Origin of the sequence: Paramagnetospirillum caucaseum (assembly GCF_000342045.1) — a bacterium.
In the GTDB taxonomy this organism is placed as follows: Bacteria; Pseudomonadota; Alphaproteobacteria; order Rhodospirillales; family Magnetospirillaceae; genus Phaeospirillum; species Phaeospirillum caucaseum.
In genome coordinates, this window is sequence record NZ_AONQ01000028.1 from 1 (window position 1) to 17,773 (window position 17,773).

Consider the following 17,773-nt stretch of genomic DNA (forward strand, 5'->3'; position numbering starts at 1 on the left):
TGACGGCCGTGCCCGGGCGGGTCTCGCGCAGGCGGCGGCACAGGCTCAATCCGTCCTCGCCCGGCAGCATCAGGTCGAGCACCACCAGGTCGATGCGGCGCTCGTCCAGCACCTTCATCATCTCGACGCCGTCCTTGGCGGCGCTGACCCGAAGGCCGTGGCGCACCATGAACTTGCCCAGCAGGTCGCGGATCTCGCGGTCGTCGTCCACGACCAGGATATGCGGATTGGTAGTGTCCATGGATTCCGTTATACCCCTCCGTGCACGTGGCGTCGGTTGCTTTTCGGTAACCGATGGTAACAGACGAAAGATTGTTTCTCCGCACTGGAATGGGGGCGAGAAACCGGGTAAACAGGGCTCCCCGGATTCTATGAGTTTCGATCGACGTGAGCCCGCAAGACAAACTGGTTATCGCCCTGCCCAAGGGCCGCATCCTCGACGAGGCCATGCCGCTGGTCCGCGCCGCAGGCATCCTTCCCGAACCCGCCTTCGACGACCCGAAGAGCCGGCTGTTGCGCTTTGCCACCAACCATCCCCATATCGACATCATCCGGGTGCGCTCGTTCGACGTCGCCACATTCGTGGCGTTCGGGGCCGCCCATCTGGGAGTGGCCGGCAACGACGTGCTGATGGAATTCGACTATCCCGAAATCTACGCGCCGCTCGACCTGGGCATCGGGGCCTGCCGCCTGTCGGTGGCCGAGCCCGACGATCTGGCCGCCTCGGACGATCCCAGGCGGTGGAGCCATGTGCGCATCGCCACCAAATACCCGGAAGTGACGCGGCGCCATTTCGCGGCGCGCGGCGTCCAGGCCGAATGCGTCAAGCTCAACGGCGCCATGGAGCTGGCCCCCTCGCTCGGCCTGTGTACCCGCATCGTCGACCTGGTGTCGTCGGGCGCCACTCTCAAGGCCAACGGCCTGAAGGAGGTGGAGGTGCTTGCCGAGGTGACCTCGCGGCTGATCGTCAACCGCGCCGCGCTGAAGACCCGCCCCGACGAGATGACCGGCTGGATCGAGGCCTTTCGCAAGGCCTGCGGAGGCTGATGGTGCAGATTCTCGATACCCGCGATCCCGGCTTCGAAGCCGCCTTCCTGGCCCTGCTGGCCATGAAGCGCGAGGTGGACGAGGACGTGGATCAGGCGGTGGCCGCCATCCTTGCCGAAGTGAGGACGCGCGGCGACGCGGCGCTGATCGAGTACACCGCCCGCTTCGACCGTCTCGACCTCACCGCCGCCACGCTCCGCATCACGGCCGCCGAGGTGGAGGCCGCCGCCGCCTCCTGCGATCCTGAACTGATCGCCGCCCTGGAACTGGCGGCGGAGCGCATCCGCGCCTTCCACGCCCGCCAGGTGCCCAGCGACGATTCCTTCACCGATGCCGCCGGGGTGCGGCTGGGGCTGCGCTGGAGCCCGGTCTCCGCCGCCGGCCTCTACGTGCCGGGCGGCACCGCCGCCTATCCCTCGTCGGTGCTGATGAACGCCATTCCCGCCAAGGCCGCCGGAGTTCCCCGCCTGGTGATGGTGGTGCCCTCGCCCGGCGGCGTGCTCAACCCGCTGGTCCTGGCCGCCGCCAGGGTGGCCGGCATCGACGAGATCTACCGCGTCGGCGGCGCCCAGGCGGTGGGCGCCCTGGCCTACGGCACGGAGACCATCCGTCCGGTGGACAAGATCGTCGGCCCCGGCAACGCCTATGTGGCCGCCGCCAAGCGCCGGGTGTTCGGCACGGTGGGCATCGACATGATCGCCGGACCGTCGGAAATCCTGGTGGTGGCCGACCGCTTCAACGATCCCGCCTGGATCGCCGCCGATCTGCTGTCCCAGGCCGAGCACGACACCGCTGCCCAGAGCATCCTGATCACCGACGATACCGGTTTCGGCAGGCGGGTGGCCGAGGCGGTGGAGTCCCACCTCAAGACCCTGCCGCGCGCCAAGATCGCCCGGGAAAGCTGGGACAGCCATGGCGCCATCATCGTGGTGCCCGACCTGGAGGCCTCGCTGCCGCTGATCGATCGCATCGCGCCCGAGCACCTGGAACTGGCGGTGGAGGACCCCGATGCCCTGGCCGCCCGGGTGAAGCATGCCGGGGCCATCTTCCTGGGCCGCTACACGCCCGAGGCGGTGGGCGATTATATCGGCGGTCCCAACCACGTGCTGCCCACGGCGCGTTCGGCCCGCTTCTCGTCGGGCCTGGGCGTGCTGGACTTCATGAAGCGCACCACCCTGCTGGGCTGCGACGCCGACAGCTTGCGGGCCATCGGCCCGGCGGCGGTGCGCCTCGCCGAGGCCGAGGGGCTGGGTGCCCATGGCCTGTCGGTGGCGTTGCGCCTCAACATGGGGCCGGGCTGATGCCGCACCGGCAGAAGCTGGCCAAGATCGAACTGGTGGAGAAGCATCAGGTCCGCCGCGCCGCCGAGGTGGAGCACGAGCGGGCCGTCGCGGTCTATGATCTGCTGGAAGAGAACTACTTCGCCCCCAACGGCGATTTCATCGGCCCTTACGCCCTTTATATCAAGCTGGAGGAGACGCGGCTGGTCTTCGACGTGCGCAAGGAGGACGAATCGCCCCTGGTGCAGGTGCCGTTGCCGCTGAAAACCTTCCAGTCCATCGTCAAGGACTACTTCCTGATCTGCGAGAGTTATTTCGCCGCCATCAAGAAGTCCACCCCCAGCCAGATCGAAGCCATCGACATGGGCCGCCGCGGCCTGCACAATGAGGGCTCCGAGCTGCTGCGCGAGCGCCTGGGGGGCAAGATCGACGTGGATTTCGATACCGCAAGGCGCCTGTTCACCCTCATCTGCGTCCTCCACATCAGGGGATAGGGGGAAGATGGGGGACCTGCCCTCCGCCGTGCTGTTCTGCTGCACCATGAACGCGGTGCGGTCGCCCATGGCGGAAGGCATCATGAAGCGCATCCACGGCAAGCGCATCTATGTCTATTCCGTGGGGGTGCGCCGTGGCGAGCCCGATCCCTTCGTGGTCCAGGTGATGGACGAGATCGGAATCGACGTCTCCAAGCACAAGCCGCGCCTGTTCGAGGAACTGGAGGACGACAGCTTCGACGTGGTCGTGTCGCTGTCGCCCGAGGCCCAGCACAAGGCGGTGGACCTCACCCGGCACAACGCCTGCGAGGTGGAGTTCTGGCCGACCTTCGATCCCACGTTGATCGAGGGCAGCCGCGAGGTCCGTCTCGATGCCTACCGCGCGGTGCGCGACGAATTGGAGCGCCATATCCGCAAGCGCTTCCCGCCCCAGGGCATGGCACGGGAATAATAACCCTTCCCACGCTCGAAAAGGCTTGACCAAAACCCTGCCTGCGCTCACTTATCTTCGCGCGCGCAAAACCCAGTTCGGAGGCCAAATGGCGAAAGAGGATGTGATCGAGTTTTCGGGGACGGTGACGGAATTGCTTCCGAACGCCATGTTCCGGGTCAAGCTCGACAACGACCATGAGATTCTTGCCCACACGTCCGGCAAGATGCGCAAGAACCGCATTCGCGTGCTGGCCGGTGACCGGGTGAACGTCGAGATGACGCCCTATGACCTGACCAAGGGCCGCATCACCTTCCGCTATAAGTAGTTTCGGCGGCTCAATACATTGACCCGCATCGAGCCCTCAAACGCCGGGCGCTTCGCTTGGCTTTCGCGGCATAAGCCGCGCCGGGCTTTGCCCTTGCCTCCGGTCCGACGAGCCGCGGGGCGGCTCATCGAACCGTCGGAGTAATCCCATGGCCGTTCTGGTGTTGGCGTCGGCATCGCCCAGGCGCCTCGACCTGCTTCGCCAGATCGCCATCACGCCCGGTCTCGTCGACCCCGCCCATGTGGACGAGACGCCCCTCAAAGGCGAATTGCCGCTTCCCCACGCCCGCCGCCTGGCCGAGGCGAAAGCCCTGGCCGTGGCCGCCCGCCATCCGGGGGCCTTCGTGCTGGCCGCCGATACGGTGGTGGCCTGCGGGCGGCGCATCCTGCCCAAGGCCGAGGACGAGGCCACCGCGCGGAAATGCCTGGACCTGCTGTCCGGCCGCCGGCACCGCGTGGTGGGCGGCATCTGCCTGATCGCCCCTGATGGCCGGGTCGGACGCCGCACGGTGACCACCTCGGTGACCTTCAAACGCCTGTCCCACGCCGAGACCGCCGCCTATCTCGCCTCGGGCCAGTGGGACGGCAAGGCCGGCGGCTACGCCGTCCAGGGGCTGGCGGCGCGCTACGTGCGCGACATCCAGGGTTCCTACTCCAACATCGTCGGCCTGTCGCTGTTCGAGACGGCGCAGTTGCTGGACGGGTTCGGCTTCGCCCCGTGAGCGGGCGGCTGGAAATCCTTGTCTCCGCAGGCCCCGGCGAGGCCCGTTACCTGGTGCTGGCCGAGGGTCGCCCGCTGGAACTGGTCGTCGACCGTCCCTCCCTGCTGCTGGGTTCGGTGTTCCGCGGCCGCGTCGTGGCCCTGGACAAGAGCCTCGACGCCGCCTTCGTGGACCTGGGGGCCGGCCTGCGTCCCGGCTTCCTGCCCGGCGCCCGGGGCCTGGGCCTGTCCGAGGGCGCCGCCATCGTCGTGCGGGTGCGGGCGGAAGGCCGGGACGGCAAGGGGCCGCTGCTGATGCCCGAGGACGGTTTTCCGGCCAGCGGCGAGGCTCCGGCCCGGCTGCGCCGTCCCGATCCGCTGGAGCGCCTGCGCGCCGCCTTCCCCGAGGCCGGGATCGTCGACAATGCCCACCACGAGGTGGATGAGGCCCTGGCCGCCGCCCTGGACCCGGTGGTGCCCTTGCCCGGCGGCGGGCGGCTGGTGATCGAGCCGACGGCGGCGCTCACCGCCATGGACGTGGATTCGGGCGGCACCCGCCCGGCCGAGGCCAATGCCGCCGCCGTGGCGGAAATCGCCCGTCAGTTGCGGCTGCGCAATGTGGGCGGGCAGGTGGTGGTGGACTTCGTCTCGGGCCGTGACCGCAAACCGCTGTTCCGCTTGGCCGAGGCGTTGAAACAGGCGGTGGCGGCCGACCCGGTGCCCACCCATGTGTTCGGGGTGTCGCCCCTGGGGCTGGTGGAGTTGACCCGCGAACGGCGCGGGCCGTCCTTGGTCGGGCTGCTGTGCCGCCGCGCCCAGGCGGCCACGCCGGAAACCCTGGCCCTGGCCGCCCTGCGCTCCCTGCTGGCCGAGACTCTGGCCCGCCCCGGCAAGATGCTGGCCTTGCGCGCCGCGCCCCCGGTGGCCGCCGCCCTGACGGTCCTGGCCGCCGAACGGGCGGAAACCGAACGCCGCCTGGGGCACCCCCTGACCATCCGCGAGGACGCCGCCCGCGCCCCCGAGGACGTGCTGATCGAGGATATGACCCGATGACCTCCGATGTGACGACCGGCGAAAAGACGCCCGCCTGCCCCATCTGCGGCAAGCCCGCCGAAGCGAAGTACACGCCGTTCTGTTCGCCCCGCTGCGCCGACGTGGACCTGCACCGCTGGCTGAACGAATCCTACCGGGCGCCGGCGGTCGAGGACCCGGAAGGCCTGCCCGAGGAAGATTGAACTTTTTGCCTCAGGGGGGCTTGACCGACACCGGGAAAGTCGCCTATAAGCGCCTCCTCTTCGCCGCGAGGTGCACGAGGCCCAGGTAGCTCAGTTGGTAGAGCATGCGACTGAAAATCGCAGTGTCGCTGGTTCGATTCCGGCCCTGGGCACCACTTTAAGCCCCTGAAAGGTAACGCCTTTCGGGGGCTTTCCATTTTGAGGGGTATGGTAAATCCCCCTTCCAGGTAACGCCCCAGGTAACAAGAGGCATTGTGTAGCGCGCCGGGCGATTTTGCACCGAATCACGTCCGATTTTGCACTGAAAATCCTCACCCCGACCCCACATTGTGAGGCCGGGGATACAGATTGATGCACGATGACAAAGAGCGGCAAGCCCTACGGCTTGGTGATCAGCACTTCGGTGGTGGCCTTGGCGTTGTTGCCGCCACCGGCGTAGTAGGTCGTTTCGACGGTTTCGATGGCGAAGGCGGCGAAGATTTCGCGGACCTCCGGGGTATCGTTGAGAGACATGATGAACCGCCCCTTCAGCCCCGCCAGCACCTCGGCCAGACGTCCGAAATCATCTCGGGTGAAGAGGCCTTTGCCGTAGTAATCCTCGCACCGGTAATAGGGCGGATCGAGGTAGAACAGGGTGTCAGCCCGGTCCCAGCGGCGGATGCAGTCGGCCCAGGGCAGGCACTCGATCACCGCGCCTGACAGGCGGGCATGGGCCGCCTCCAACAGGGATTCCAGCCGGGTGATGTTGAAGCGGGCACCGCTGCCGGGGTGGACGGCGAAGACGGCGTCCGGCTTGCCGGCATAGGACAGCCGCTGGAGATAGAGATAGCGCGCCGCCCGCTCCAGGTCGGTCAGGGTCTCCGGGTCGGTCTGGCGCAGTCGCTCGAACTCGGCCCTGGCCGTGACGCGAAACCGCAGGAAGTCGATGAAATAGGCATAGTGACGCTGCAGGACCCGGAACAGGGTCACCACGTCGCGGCTGATGTCGTTCATCACCTCGGATTTCGGAGCCAGTGACCGGCGCAGAAAGACGCCGCCCATGCCCACGAAGGGCTCCACATAGGTGGCGTGGGGAATCGCCGCGATGCGGTCGATGATGGTGGCGGCCAGCAGGCGCTTGCCGCCGATATAGGCCGCCACGGGTTTGGCCGGTGAGACCGGTCGGAAGTCGGATTGATGGGTCAAGGAACACGCTCCCGTTCGGGCGCTCCGGCGCATGTCGCGCAGTCGGTTGGACTGCCGGCGAGGCCGGCCCGGCGCTCGGGTAAGGGGCTCGTGGCCCTCTGGATCTGGTTGACCGCGCCACAGCGCGGACACTTGATGGCAAGGCGGCCGGTGATGTCGGCCTCGGCCAGCTTGCGCCGGCATGTCCCGCAAAGGATGGACTCCATGATGATGCATGCCCATTATCACCCCGCCCGTGCACCGGGTGCGGGGATGGCCAGATTGCGGCCGGGTCTGGTACATGCGGGCTATACTCCCGTGGCTCTGGGCGTTGGTGCGCCCATCCCCCCGCCGGTCGAGACCGGCGGGGGAGTCTGTCTCTCAGGGGCGGCCCAGGCCGCCATCAGGCCGCCACCTTCGGTATGGCCACTTTGATGGTCTCAATCTTCTCCCTGATAGCGTCGAGGGCGGCGGAATTGCCGTCCAGCAGGTAGTCCAGCACGGCGGCGCGGAACTCGTGCTCGGGGATGTCGCGCAGGTACCGCTCGCGGCGCTGGACGCGATAGGACGGGCCGGTGGTCACGGTGTCGGACATGGAGGTCACCTCATCAGGACGCGATGGCGCCGAGCGCGCGGATCTGCTGCTCGACTGTGTTATGGGTCGTGATCTTGACCAGCGGCTGGGTGCCGGCGGGCAAGGTCGATAGGTCGAAGTCGGCCACCAGATTGTTGTAGGTGGTGCCGTAGACGTAGGCGTCCTGAAGCGAGAGCACGCCCTCGACCCAGCCGCCGGCGCCCGAGCCATCACGAGCCATGAACGCCTTGATGTCGGTGTTGAGGACGCCGGCTCCGGTGAAGCGGTGCAGCAGGGACAGGCGGCCATCGAGCGGCGCGGCGGGCACGGTGAACGGGCTGTCAACCAGCACCATGTTGGAGGGCGCGGTCAGCTCATAAGCCTTAAACTCGGCAATGGAGGGCGAGGTATTGCCCACTTCATTGTCGGTGATGTCGATGCGATAGTCCGAGACGGTGTAGGCGTGGGCTGGCACGTCCAATACGCGGGTCTCGCCGTTAGCCCAGCCGGTCTGGACCGGAAAGGTATAGACGGCCTGGTAGGCGGCGCCGTCCCAGGCCTTCAGGGTGAAGGTCTTCGGCCCGGAATTGCCTGCCGCTGGATGGGTCTGGATTGAGACCCGGCGGATATTTTTCGGACCCGTGAGCTGAATGCGGAACCATGGGCTCAACTCGGCAGCCTGCCACCAAGTCGCCCCATTACCGTCAAGCGCCTTGTCGGGAGTATAGGACGCACCGTAATTGCTGCTGGCGGTGACGGTCGCGCCGACGACGATGTCCGCGCTGTAACCGCTCTGATTGCCGTAGGTCTTAGTCACGGCGTCCCAGACGGCTCCGGACTTGGTCGGCAAATTGTCGGACGGGAAGGTATTGACCCGCGCCCAGTCGGCGAAGGTACCGGCGGCGATGCTGCCCGATATGGACAGCTGGAAGGCGTTGACCATCGCCATATCGCGGGCAATCTGGTCGACACCAGCGCGGTTGGTGAACAGCTCGGCCACCGAGATCCGCTTGTGGGCGCCCCCCACCGCGATGGCCAGCTCGTCGCCATCGGCGGCTGCGCCGGCGTGGTCGGGCAGCGCCGGGATGCTGAAGGCGGCGGCAGCCACGGCCTCGGCGATCATGGCGGCGATGGCGTCGCGCACCTGATGGAGATTGGCTTCGTCGGGCACACCGCCCCCAGCCACGATGACGGCCAGCAGTTCGTCGGTGACGTCGTTATTCCATCTGGCCGGATCACGGGACGGCGGGATGCTCCCGTCGGCGGTGCCGTCGGTGAACTTGCCGAGGTGCAGGTACACATCCGTCAAACTGAGGGGATAATCCATCGTGTCCTCGCTACTCGAATAGGACCACGGTGCCCGCTGGAGCCAGGCGCCGGATCATGCAGACCAGGGGGTAGTTGCCCCAGGTGGTGAATTTCTCGCCGCAAAAGGACTGGCCGAAGCGACGGGGACGGATGGTGCCGGTGGTGCAGCTGACCTTCCAGGTCCACTGCATGTCCTCGGCCCCGAAGGACTCGCCGCAGCGGCGCCGACCGGACCAGCGGGCGCGGTATTGGGTGATGGTGATGTCGTAGCCGAGCGCCTTGGCCAGCTCGACGAAATAGGCCGGCGACTGGCCGCCGGTGGCGATCATGCGGGCATGGGCGGCGGCACGGCGCTCGGCGATGGTCTCGGCCCCGCCGGTGCATTCGTCGGGCAGGCCGAGGACGGCCTCCCACTCGGCCAGCAGCAGCAAGGCGGTGGCGGGCGAGCGCTCGGCCAGGATCTGCTCGAAGGCGGCGTCGATCCGGGCGAACTCGGCGGATTGCGCCGCGACCATTTGTCCGCGCAGGCTGTTTGGATCGCGCGGCCATGCCCGACCGGGCGGCAACAGGGCCAGCATCAGGCGGGCATAGGTCTCCGTATCGCGGGCCATCAGGCGTAATCCTGGAAGGTGATGGAGTTGACCAGGGCCATCTCGAAGGCACTCAGCACCGCATCGGCGGCCGGCGCCACGATGCGGTGCTTGATCTCGCCATCGGCGGCGCTGATCGCCGCCGACAGGCGCGACAGGGCACCCAGCTGGCCGGGCACCGATTCGGCGCGGTACCAGGAGCGGATCGCCACCTCGACCGTGGCGCGGACCTCCGAATTGTTGGGGTATATCTGGATGACCAGATCATGGGCGACGGACGTGGGGGGCAGAACGATGCACTCGCTGCACACCGGGGCCACGTCGGGCCGGTCCATATAGGCCTGGACCGCCGCCACCTCGCCCTCGGTGGGGATCGGCCCGCCCTCGTTGTTGTCGCGGACCACCAGCACGGTGACAAAGCCGCGCCGGGGCGTCGCCTTGTAGACCCAGGCCCGCGTGATGCCGTCGCAGGCCAAGGCCCATGCCTCGTAATCATCGGCGGCGCCGCCATGGGGCGGGCGGCGCATGCGGGCCAGCAGCCGGGCCAGCAGGCTGGCGGGCTCCTCCTGATCCGAGCCGCCGGAGATCTCGCCGCTGATGCCCTTGGCGGCAATGCCGGCAATGGGCGAGGCTAGGGCCATGGACAGGCCGGCATCCTGATTGCCGGCGATTCCGGCGGACACCGCCGTGACGGCCACCTCCATGGTGGCGGTGCTGACCGTCACCTCGGCATCCGTCGTATAATCCCGGCCGGCGCAACGCAGCACGGTCCCGGCGCCGACCACCACGTTGGCGGCGCCGCTGCGGGTCAGTGTCACGGTGCCGGTGGCGGGCACCGCCGGTTTGCGGTGGATGCCCCAGTCGGCGGCGATGATCTCCAGCTGATCCGTATCGGCGCTGTTGGGCAGGATCTGATCGGCGATGCGCAGGCCGAAATCGTAGAGGCCGCTGGCCACCTCGGCGATGACATGGCCGCTGACATTGAGATCGCTGGCCGGCAGCCGGGCATCGGCACCGGGCAGCCGCGTCTCGATGGTGGCGATGTAGCGCTCCAGCAGCGCCTTGTAGGTGGGGCGGCTAAGCGGCATGTCGGGTCCAGTAATAATCGTAGATGCGGCTCCAGCGGGTGCCGTCGCGGCGGATGATTTCCACGGACAGGCCCAGCAGGCCGGGGGCGGTGATTTCGGCGGTAACGGTGACCTGGCGGGCGTATTTGCGCCGCACCATCCAGGCCAGGGCGGTCTCGGCGTAGGATCTGGCCCGCGCCACCACGCTGGCCAACTGCTTCTCGCGATGCAGCAGCCACAGCCAGGAGCCGATCTCGTCCGACTCGGGGTCTTCATCCTGCTGGCGATGGGTCAGGCACCAGCCCCGGCGGTCGCCGCTGTTGTCGGGAATCGCGTCGTCGTCACGGGCGCGGCGGTCGGTGAACAGGCTGATGGTCACCGCCGTCTCCAGCCCGTCGGTCATGACGATGGCGCCGTCCTCGCCCAGGCCCAGGTCACCGGACAGGGTGGCGGGGTCGAAGGTGATCAGCCGGTCAGTCGCCATGGGGCACCTCCGCCGGGGACACCGCCACCGTCGCCGACGAGACCTCGCCGATGACGTAGTTTGTCACGGTGTAGGAGGCGCCCAGGGACGCCCAGCACCAGCCATGGCCGTTGCAATCCACGTCCAGGTACTTGGTCGCATGGATGTGCACCCGCTCGCCGGCCAGGCGCAGGGTCTTGGCGGATGCGACGGTGATGTCGAGCGGGCTGGTGACGGCGATGCCAGTGCGGGTCAGATGGACCTTCTGGCCCTTATCGTCATGGATGGCCACTTCGCCATATTCCAGGCTGATCGTGTACCGGCGGTCGTAAAGGCGGACCACCACACCGTTAGAGCGCAGCCCCGCCAGAAACAGCATTAACGCCTCGGCGCCGGGATGGGGCCGGGTGGAGATGCCGTAATCCAGGACGTAATCCCGTTCGCCCAATACCTCGTCGTCGATGCCCTTGATGCCAGCCCGCATGAGGCCGCCATCGGCCTCCAACGCCGCCAGCACGCCGCGCCCGACCATCATGGCCAAGCGGTCGCGCAGCGGCTGGAGAGCGGCGGCGATCAGGCGTCTCACCATGTCACCGCCCCCTGCTCTTTTTGCGCCAGCAGGTCGAAGGCGCCGGGGCCGACCAGGGACAGCCTGGCGATGGTGCCACCCTGCTCGTCCAGGGTGCGCTCGACGCTGGCGATCAGGCGGTCGCCTTCGATCTGGAGGCTGGGCGCGGACACCGGAACCAGCCTGTTGGGGCGCCACAGCCCGGTGGCGTGGCGCCAGCCCTGGACGGTGATCTCCACCGTCTCGGCCTTGGCCTTGGCGATCTTGGCATCCCATGCCGCCTGCTGCGCGGCGGTAATGCCGTCGGCTAGATCGTCGGCCATGCGGGCGGTGGGACGGTAACGGCGGATGCCGGCATCATGGGCGGTGCCCTTGGTGCCGGCATTGGCGTTGGCGTCGCCCCACAGATTGGTCTGGGAATAGACGGTGTAATCGCGATGGCGACCGATGCGGCTGTCCTTGGCTTTCCCCGCCTTGATGTTGACGCCCTCGACCAGTCGGGTGGAGATGCGCCCCGGCTGGCCCGGCCCCAGCACCAGCACACCGCGGCCATCGGAATAGGGAAGGATGCCGCGCGCCGCACACAGGCGCTGGATGGCGGCCAGGGACTTCTCCCCCTTCTGCAGGGTGAATCCGGCAAAGGCCTTGCCCGGATCGGCGCCGGGCGCCACCTCGACGGCGATCCCAAAGGGGGCGCAGATCTCGCGGACGATGTCGGCCAGCCCCCGGTCCTTCCATTCGCCGGGAGCAAGCATGGTGGAGCAATCCACCAGATCGGCGGTGGCGTCGCGCCCCGTCACCCCGATGGTGTGGGTGCCGGCGGAGATCTCGCGCGCCACCTCGTCCACATGGCCCTTGATGACGGTGTCGTCGCCGATCCGCAGCTCGACCGCGTCCTCCTTGTGGATAGGACGCTGGGCCGCGCCCGGCCACTTTTCGGTCAGCGCAATGGTGAATCCGCCGGCGATGGCGTCCATGCCGGTGCGGATGGAGTTGATGGCGGTCCAGCCGCCGTACTCCACCCCAGCCACCCGCAGAGTGACCATGTCGCGCGGGTCAATCATTGAGCACCTCGATGGTGGCCCCGGCGGGGACGAACAGCGGGTGCCAGATCCGGGCGCGGTTGCGGGCCACCAGCTCGGCGGCACGGGTGGCATCGCCCAGTTCGCGATAGGCCAGCAGCACCGACGGCATGGACTCGGCCATCTCGATCAACCGCACGCTGGCCAGGGTACCCGCCTTGTCGGTCAAGGCCCTGACCGTCGCCGCCCGCAGATCGGTCAGTGCCGCGAACACCTTGCCGGTGGCGCCGTCGTCGATACGGGCGGCGTCCAGCAGTTTGACGGCATGATCGCGGGCGGCGATGGCATCGTCGCGACTGGAATAACCGGCGGATGCCGCCACCGCCGCCGCGCCGATGGCGGCTGAGCGCCGCACCAGCAGATCCAGGGCCGCCCGGTTGGTATCCTGGCGCGCCGAGGCCGACGTGGTCTTGATGGCACCGATTCCGCCGGAGATCAGGGACAGGGCCGACAGGGACGAGGACGCGGTACCGGAACCGCCGGATGCCAGGCCACCAAACAGGGCGGCCAGACGAGCGGCCAAGCTGCGGGCATCGCGGATCAGATCCAGAGGGCCTGCACCGATGGCGCTGGTGGTGAGGATGACGCCCTCGACGGTGCGCATCACATGGCGGAGCGCCCCCATGGATTCGGAGATTACTCCCGCCACATTGAGCAAGGCCTGGGCGGCGTCGCTTTCCAGCAGGTCGAGGCCGCCGGTGTCGAAATTCCGGTCGAAATCCTCGGCGACGGCAACCTGGGCGGCATCCACCGCATCGGCGGCGGCCGTGGCGCTGATGGCGGTTTCGGTGGGATACCTGTTCTCGCCCTCTTCGACGAACACCAGGGTGAAGCGGGCCATGCCGCCTTCACGGGTGCTTTCCTGGATGCGGGCCGGCGGCTTCAAGACCACCGTCTTTTCCCCCATGGTGGGATGCACCAATGTGCCGGGGCCGCCCTCCTTGATGGCCTTGATCAGCGCGTCGCGGGCGACCATGTAATCGGCGCCCAGCACATAGCCCACCACCTCGAACTCATCGGGGCCGAGGCCCAGATCCTCGGACCAGCCACCCCGACGCTGGGGGTATTTATGCACCACCACCATGGGGTCGAAGGTGGTGTTGGCGTCGGTCCAATAGAATTCGGCACCACGCCAGGACGCCTTGCGCAGAGTGTCTTTCCAGCCCATCACGGCCCCAGCACGGTATAGCCGAGGTCGACGTCCAGGCCGGACGAGGACGACAGATTGGTGGCCCTGGCCGTCACGCCGGGCGGCAGATCGAGGCGCAGCGCCACGGTGCTTTCCACCTTGGTGGGTTCGGAGGCCCGCTCCTTCTCGCCGGCCAGCCAGTCGTAGAGGCGATTGGCGATGGTCTCGCCGCCCATGCCCCCGGCCTGCGCCCCGGCCAAGCCGCCGGCCAGGGTGCCGACGCCGGGCAGCGCCATGGAGCCGAGGGCGCCGCCGCCCATTGCACCGAGCAGGCTGCCGGCGGTGCGGCCCACGGCGCCGATGGCCGAGCGCTTGTCACCGTCGAGGTAGGAATCGATGGCGTCATAGGCCCCCAGGCCCACGGTGACCAGCGGTGCGGCATGCCGCCCGATGGCACTGGCGATGCCGGCGCCGCGCGACGCGATGCGCGACAGCAGCCCCTTGGAGCCAGCGGCGGCCGATGCGGCAGCCGTGGCGGGCGCGCCAGCCTGCCCCGCCCCTTGGCCGATCACCGGGGCGCCGCCCAAGGCCCCGCCCGGCCAGTTCATGACGATGACCTGTATGGGGGCGCCACCGGCGATCCCCCCGGCCCCTCCAGCCGCCGCGCCCGCGATGCCGCCCCTGCCGCCCTTGACGAAGCGCATGGTGTCGGCGGTCCAGCGGACAGCATCGAACCCCTTCTTGACGGCGATCACCCCGGCCACGGCGATGGCACCGTATTTCAGCGCCGTCATGGTTGATTGCAGTTGCTCCGGCTGCAGCTTGCCGATGGCGTCGGCCAGTTCCCCCACCGGCCCCGCCAGATTGGTATCGGCGAACTGCTTGGCCGCCGTGGTCAAGGCGATCATGGAAGCGTTGATGTTTTTCGAATTGGCGCGGAGCGCATCGGCCTTGGTGGTGACACCGTCCGCCGCCACGCCCATGAACTCGTCAATGCTCTTCAGGCCGCCGGTGTTCTTGAATTCGGTGATACCGGCGTTGAAGGCACGCATGGCTTCGGCGTCGAAGATGGTGGAGAGCTTTGACACGTCGCCCTTGGACTTGGTGATCAGCTCCTTGTAGAGATCCACCGCCGAGCGCATGCGCTTGGGGTCTTCGGGGTCCATGACGCGGATGCCGACGGCTTTGAGCTTCTTCAGCTTTTCGGCATCGCCAAAGGTGCGCATCATCGCCTCGAAGGCGGTGGCGGCCTGTTCCGAACCACCGACGCCCTTGCGGATCATCTGGATGGTCGCGTCCACTTCCATGGCGGCCTGCGGGCCGCTGCGCCCCATGGCGCCGTAGGCCGCCGCCAGGCGTTCGCCCTGGGTGGACAGATCCTTGAAGGTCATGGCACCGGCCTTGCCGGCGTTGATGGAATGGTCGATGGCGGCCAGGACGCCTTCCGGCGTCTTGATGTTGAATTTTTCGGACAGTTGCGCCGCCCAGGCGCCGACATCCTTGCCCTCGGCCTTGGTGGCGCGCATGGCCAGACCCATGTTGCGCAGATTGGCCATGGCGAAATCCAGGTCGCCGGTCTTCTCGACGATGGCGTCGACCGCATCCAGCAACTGGGCCGGATCGAGGCGGATATCGGGGGCCTGGGCGATGGCGAACACCTGCTTTTTCAGCGCGTCCATCGCCTCCGCCGACTTGCCGGCGGTGATGCCCATGTAGTTCATGCGCTCTTGCAGATCGCCGGTGAACTTGACGGCCCCGACGCCCGCCGCGCCCGACAGCAGGGCGGTGTAGCGGTTGGCCAGGCCGTCCACGGCGCGGCCCGCCACGCCCATGGAGCGCGACAGCGCGCCCATATGGGCCTCGCCACGGGTGGACAGGCGCTGAAAGCCCTTCTCCAGCTCGTCCACCTTGTGGGCGGCATCGCCTTTGACGTAGAGCCCGAGATATGCGGCCAGATCGCCCATTTACTTCGCTACCTTGGTAACCAGCCGTGTGACGGCCCGAATCGACATGGCCATCACGTCGGCCCGCGTACAGCCGATCCGGCCCGGCAGGAACAGGGCCAGATCGGCGAACAGATCACGATGGCGGAGCACCTCGCCCCCGCTCGGACATCCGGTCCAGGGCCTCCTGCCCGGCCTTGTCCATGGTCTCGGCCGCCTGCTGGATCGCCAGGAAGTCCTCCGGTGCCAACCTGAAGAACATGGGCACGTCCAGCGGGCCGTCCATGACGGTGCCGCCCGCATCCTCCAGCCGTTTGATCTGACGGCGCAGCAGATGCAGGCCGGACAGGGTCGGGCTGACCACCAGGTGGTATTGCCCGTCGGGACCGAGAACGCATTTCTCGGAATCCTCGCCGGCACCGACGATGTCGGCGGTGCCCAGCTCGCGCAGGATGGCGATGACGGCGGTGCGCTCGCCGAATTTGCTGCCGGTGGGCAGGGGGACCTTGATCTCGGCCATGTCAGATCTCCTCCGGGATGGCCGACGCCGAGCCGATCTCCACCTCCACCTCGCCATCGCCCGAGCCCCATTTTGGGGTCGTCAGGGTGCAGGCGTCGCGGAAGATGAACACCTGACCGGTGTTCATGGTGGCGATCACCGTGGCGTCGGCGAAGGCGAAGTCGCTCAGGCGTTCGCCCGCCGCCAGTTGCCCCTTGGCCTTCAGCACGCCGGGCGCCGTCTCCTCGGTGACGCCGTTGATGACGCCGCCGGCGCCCACATGGACCTTGCGATTGACGCCGCCGGGGTCAAGCTCGACCTTGGGCAGCAGGCGCAGAACCGCGCCGTTCTTGGTGACGGTCGCCTGACCCGCCAGTTTCGTCATGATACTGCCCCCTTAGTTGATGAAGTCGACGCGGGCCGCGAAGACGCGGAACTGGTTGACCAGATCCGGCGGCACGATGGAGTTGACCCGGTTGACGTTGTTGGTATCGCGCTCCACCAGCAATTCGGCCTTGAACTGCTCGATGCTTTCCACCAGGCCCGCGTCCTGCCAGTCGCCGGCCAGGGCGATCAGCTCGTGACGGATATCCTTGGGCCGCACGATGAATTGGCCGGGGCGAAGCTCGAAGCTGTCGCCGGCCAGCTTGTGGCGGGGGAAGCGCTGGGCGATGCGGGCGCGCATGGAATAGCGCAGGAAGGCCAGGGTCTTGACCGTCTCCAGCTGCAGATACGAGGTGTCCTCGTAGCCATAGGAATTGCGCTGGTAGCTGGTGATGATGTTGTCGAGGCGGATGGAGCCGTCGTCGTCGGCCCACCAGGTGGAGATACCGTCCTTCAGCAGCTGCTCGCGGGCGTCCAGGTCGAAGCGGTCGCCCACCGGCGGAGCCAGGATCTGGCCACGCGGCAACACCAGGGTCTGATAGGGCCGGGCCGGGTCCTGCTTGGCTTCAAAGGCGCAGATGCCGGCCAGGGCCGCCGCCCATTTCCACGGCGACGACGGGCTGTTCGTACCCGCCGATATAGGTGAGGTTGGGCGAGTTGCGGGTATTGCCGAAAGTCGCCAGGGCGCCGTAGGTGCCGTGCTTGCCCACATAATAATGGGCGTCGGTCATCACCGTGCCGCCCCAGCGCCGCTCGCCGTCGGCCTCCAGCTGGGTGATGTTGTCGGCGTCGGCATAGGGGCAGACGATGTCGGTGTACCAGTCGCCGGCCACCACGGCCAGGGCGTCGCCCACATCGGGGTCGGCGGTGCCGCCGGCCATGGCGGTGAAGGTGTAGTCCAGACCGGCGGGCGGAGCCTCCTCCTCGTAATGGCCCACCCGCGCGTCGATGGCGTTGCCGGTGGCGCCCTTCCAGCGGCAGGTCCAGGTGACCACGCCGGCGGCGGAAGTGGCGGTGACCGGCAGGGCGGGGTCGGCGTTGATGGAAGCCGCCAGGGCGGTCGCCATGGAGGCGACGGCCTGCCCGGCGGCGATGGCGATGCGGATGCGGATGCCGTCCAGGCGCAGGGTGAAGGTGCCCGAGACGGGAGCGGCGGCGTTGAAGGTGATTCCGCCGCTGGCGGCCAGGGCCGCCGCGTCGTCGGGCAGGGCGATCATCCAGGTGTCGATGGAGGTGTTGGCGGCCTTCAAGGCCGCGACCATGGCGTAAAGCTGCGAGCCCTTGCCCACCAGCCCGGCGGCCTCGGTGGGATTGGCCACGCGTGTGGGCTGGAGCATGGCCACGCTGCCGTTGCTCAGCTTCTGGCCGATCAGCAGGATCTTGACCGGCATGCCCACCAGCTTCTGGCCGGCGCGGCTGTTGTTGTACTCCACGTACTGGCCGGACGAGCGCAGGTCGATGGGGATGGTGTTGAAGGAGATCATGGGGG

The 17,773-nt window shown here is 67.8% G+C and carries 25 protein-coding genes and 1 tRNA gene; 9 read left to right on the plus strand and 17 right to left on the minus strand.

Features of this window, described 5'->3' with window-relative positions; genetic code table 11:
* A partial coding sequence (locus H261_RS11565; RefSeq protein ID WP_008617666.1) for a response regulator occupies positions 1 to 241 on the minus strand: 241 nt, incomplete at its 3' end.
* Between the two features lie 146 nt (positions 242 to 387).
* Between H261_RS11565 and hisG the strand changes: the two genes are divergently transcribed.
* From hisG to H261_RS11610, 9 genes are all read left to right on the plus strand, one after another.
* Positions 388 to 1,047, plus strand: coding sequence for an ATP phosphoribosyltransferase (gene hisG, locus H261_RS11570; protein WP_008617667.1), 660 nt, complete (start codon positions 388 to 390; stop codon positions 1,045 to 1,047).
* Positions 1,047 to 2,348, plus strand: coding sequence for a histidinol dehydrogenase (gene hisD / locus H261_RS11575; RefSeq protein ID WP_008617668.1), 1,302 nt, complete (start codon positions 1,047 to 1,049; stop codon positions 2,346 to 2,348). Before hisG ends, hisD begins: the two co-directional genes overlap by 1 nt.
* Entirely contained in the window at positions 2,348 to 2,821 is a 474-nt protein-coding gene (locus H261_RS11580; protein WP_008617669.1) for a UPF0262 family protein, read from the plus strand. The genes hisD and H261_RS11580 overlap by 1 nt, the downstream gene beginning before the upstream one ends.
* A gap of 7 nt (positions 2,822 to 2,828) precedes the next feature.
* Complete coding sequence (locus H261_RS11585) at positions 2,829 to 3,272, plus strand: arsenate reductase ArsC (protein WP_008617670.1); 444 nt, start codon at positions 2,829 to 2,831, stop codon at positions 3,270 to 3,272.
* A gap of 88 nt (positions 3,273 to 3,360) precedes the next feature.
* Positions 3,361 to 3,579: a translation initiation factor IF-1 gene (gene infA, locus H261_RS11590; RefSeq protein WP_008617671.1), complete on the plus strand. Its 219-nt coding sequence runs from the start codon at positions 3,361 to 3,363 to the stop codon at positions 3,577 to 3,579.
* 148 nt (positions 3,580 to 3,727) lie between these two features.
* Positions 3,728 to 4,300: a Maf family protein gene (locus tag H261_RS11595; protein ID WP_008617672.1), complete on the plus strand. Its 573-nt coding sequence runs from the start codon at positions 3,728 to 3,730 to the stop codon at positions 4,298 to 4,300.
* Positions 4,297 to 5,331 carry a ribonuclease E/G gene (locus H261_RS11600; RefSeq protein WP_008617673.1) on the plus strand — a complete coding sequence of 345 codons (1,035 nt, stop codon included), beginning with the start codon at positions 4,297 to 4,299 and terminating at the stop codon, positions 5,329 to 5,331. The genes H261_RS11595 and H261_RS11600 overlap by 4 nt, the downstream gene beginning before the upstream one ends.
* Entirely contained in the window at positions 5,328 to 5,513 is a 186-nt protein-coding gene (locus tag H261_RS11605) for a DNA gyrase inhibitor YacG (protein WP_008617675.1), read from the plus strand. Before H261_RS11600 ends, H261_RS11605 begins: the two co-directional genes overlap by 4 nt.
* Before the next feature lie 79 nt (positions 5,514 to 5,592).
* A tRNA-Phe gene (locus H261_RS11610) sits at positions 5,593 to 5,668 on the plus strand.
* 223 nt (positions 5,669 to 5,891) lie between these two features.
* Here H261_RS11610 and H261_RS11615 read toward each other — a convergent pair.
* The 16 genes from H261_RS11615 to H261_RS23345 all read right to left on the minus strand — a co-directional run bounded on the left by H261_RS11615 (position 5,892) and on the right by H261_RS23345 (position 17,768).
* Complete coding sequence (locus tag H261_RS11615; RefSeq protein WP_008617676.1) at positions 5,892 to 6,698, minus strand: DNA adenine methylase; 807 nt, start codon at positions 6,696 to 6,698, stop codon at positions 5,892 to 5,894.
* Positions 6,695 to 6,904: a Com family DNA-binding transcriptional regulator gene (locus H261_RS26715; RefSeq protein ID WP_407636090.1), complete on the minus strand. Its 210-nt coding sequence runs from the start codon at positions 6,902 to 6,904 to the stop codon at positions 6,695 to 6,697. The genes H261_RS11615 and H261_RS26715 overlap by 4 nt, the downstream gene beginning before the upstream one ends.
* A gap of 176 nt (positions 6,905 to 7,080) precedes the next feature.
* A complete protein-coding gene (locus tag H261_RS11620; RefSeq protein ID WP_008617678.1) occupies positions 7,081 to 7,272 on the minus strand; it encodes a hypothetical protein in 192 nt (63 codons plus the stop codon).
* Between the two features lie 13 nt (positions 7,273 to 7,285).
* On the minus strand, positions 7,286 to 8,578 hold the full coding sequence (locus tag H261_RS11625) for a discoidin domain-containing protein (RefSeq protein WP_008617680.1): 1,293 nt from the start codon (positions 8,576 to 8,578) through the stop codon (positions 7,286 to 7,288).
* 10 nt (positions 8,579 to 8,588) lie between these two features.
* Positions 8,589 to 9,170: a YmfQ family protein gene (locus H261_RS11630; protein WP_008617681.1), complete on the minus strand. Its 582-nt coding sequence runs from the start codon at positions 9,168 to 9,170 to the stop codon at positions 8,589 to 8,591.
* Positions 9,170 to 10,237, minus strand: coding sequence for a baseplate J/gp47 family protein (locus tag H261_RS11635; RefSeq protein WP_008617683.1), 1,068 nt, complete (start codon positions 10,235 to 10,237; stop codon positions 9,170 to 9,172). Before H261_RS11635 ends, H261_RS11630 begins: the two co-directional genes overlap by 1 nt.
* Entirely contained in the window at positions 10,227 to 10,700 is a 474-nt protein-coding gene (locus tag H261_RS11640) for a phage GP46 family protein (RefSeq protein ID WP_008617684.1), read from the minus strand. The genes H261_RS11635 and H261_RS11640 overlap by 11 nt, the downstream gene beginning before the upstream one ends.
* A complete protein-coding gene (locus H261_RS23325) occupies positions 10,690 to 11,268 on the minus strand; it encodes a phage baseplate assembly protein domain-containing protein (RefSeq protein ID WP_008617685.1) in 579 nt (192 codons plus the stop codon). The genes H261_RS11640 and H261_RS23325 overlap by 11 nt, the downstream gene beginning before the upstream one ends.
* Positions 11,262 to 12,311, minus strand: a complete 1,050-nt coding sequence (locus tag H261_RS11650) for a phage baseplate assembly protein (RefSeq protein WP_161625024.1) — start codon at positions 12,309 to 12,311, stop codon at positions 11,262 to 11,264. The genes H261_RS23325 and H261_RS11650 overlap by 7 nt, the downstream gene beginning before the upstream one ends.
* Positions 12,304 to 13,497 carry a DNA circularization protein gene (locus H261_RS23330; protein ID WP_008617687.1) on the minus strand — a complete coding sequence of 398 codons (1,194 nt, stop codon included), beginning with the start codon at positions 13,495 to 13,497 and terminating at the stop codon, positions 12,304 to 12,306. Before H261_RS23330 ends, H261_RS11650 begins: the two co-directional genes overlap by 8 nt.
* Positions 13,497 to 15,422, minus strand: a complete 1,926-nt coding sequence (locus tag H261_RS11660) for a phage tail tape measure protein (protein ID WP_008617688.1) — start codon at positions 15,420 to 15,422, stop codon at positions 13,497 to 13,499. Before H261_RS11660 ends, H261_RS23330 begins: the two co-directional genes overlap by 1 nt.
* The gene (locus H261_RS26515; RefSeq protein WP_268743957.1) at positions 15,423 to 15,554 is read right to left on the minus strand and encodes a hypothetical protein; all 132 of its coding nucleotides are present in this window, start codon (positions 15,552 to 15,554) and stop codon (positions 15,423 to 15,425) included.
* Complete coding sequence (locus H261_RS23335; RefSeq protein ID WP_008617689.1) at positions 15,538 to 15,921, minus strand: Mu-like prophage FluMu protein gp41; 384 nt, start codon at positions 15,919 to 15,921, stop codon at positions 15,538 to 15,540. Before H261_RS23335 ends, H261_RS26515 begins: the two co-directional genes overlap by 17 nt.
* 1 nt (position 15,922) lies before the next feature.
* Positions 15,923 to 16,285 carry a phage tail tube protein gene (locus H261_RS11670; RefSeq protein WP_008617690.1) on the minus strand — a complete coding sequence of 121 codons (363 nt, stop codon included), beginning with the start codon at positions 16,283 to 16,285 and terminating at the stop codon, positions 15,923 to 15,925.
* A 12-nt stretch (positions 16,286 to 16,297) separates the two neighbouring features.
* A complete protein-coding gene (locus H261_RS23340; protein WP_161625025.1) occupies positions 16,298 to 16,813 on the minus strand; it encodes a phage tail sheath C-terminal domain-containing protein in 516 nt (171 codons plus the stop codon).
* 37 nt (positions 16,814 to 16,850) lie between these two features.
* Entirely contained in the window at positions 16,851 to 17,768 is a 918-nt protein-coding gene (locus tag H261_RS23345; RefSeq protein ID WP_052004243.1) for a hypothetical protein, read from the minus strand.
* Between the last annotated feature and the right edge of the window lie 5 nt (positions 17,769 to 17,773).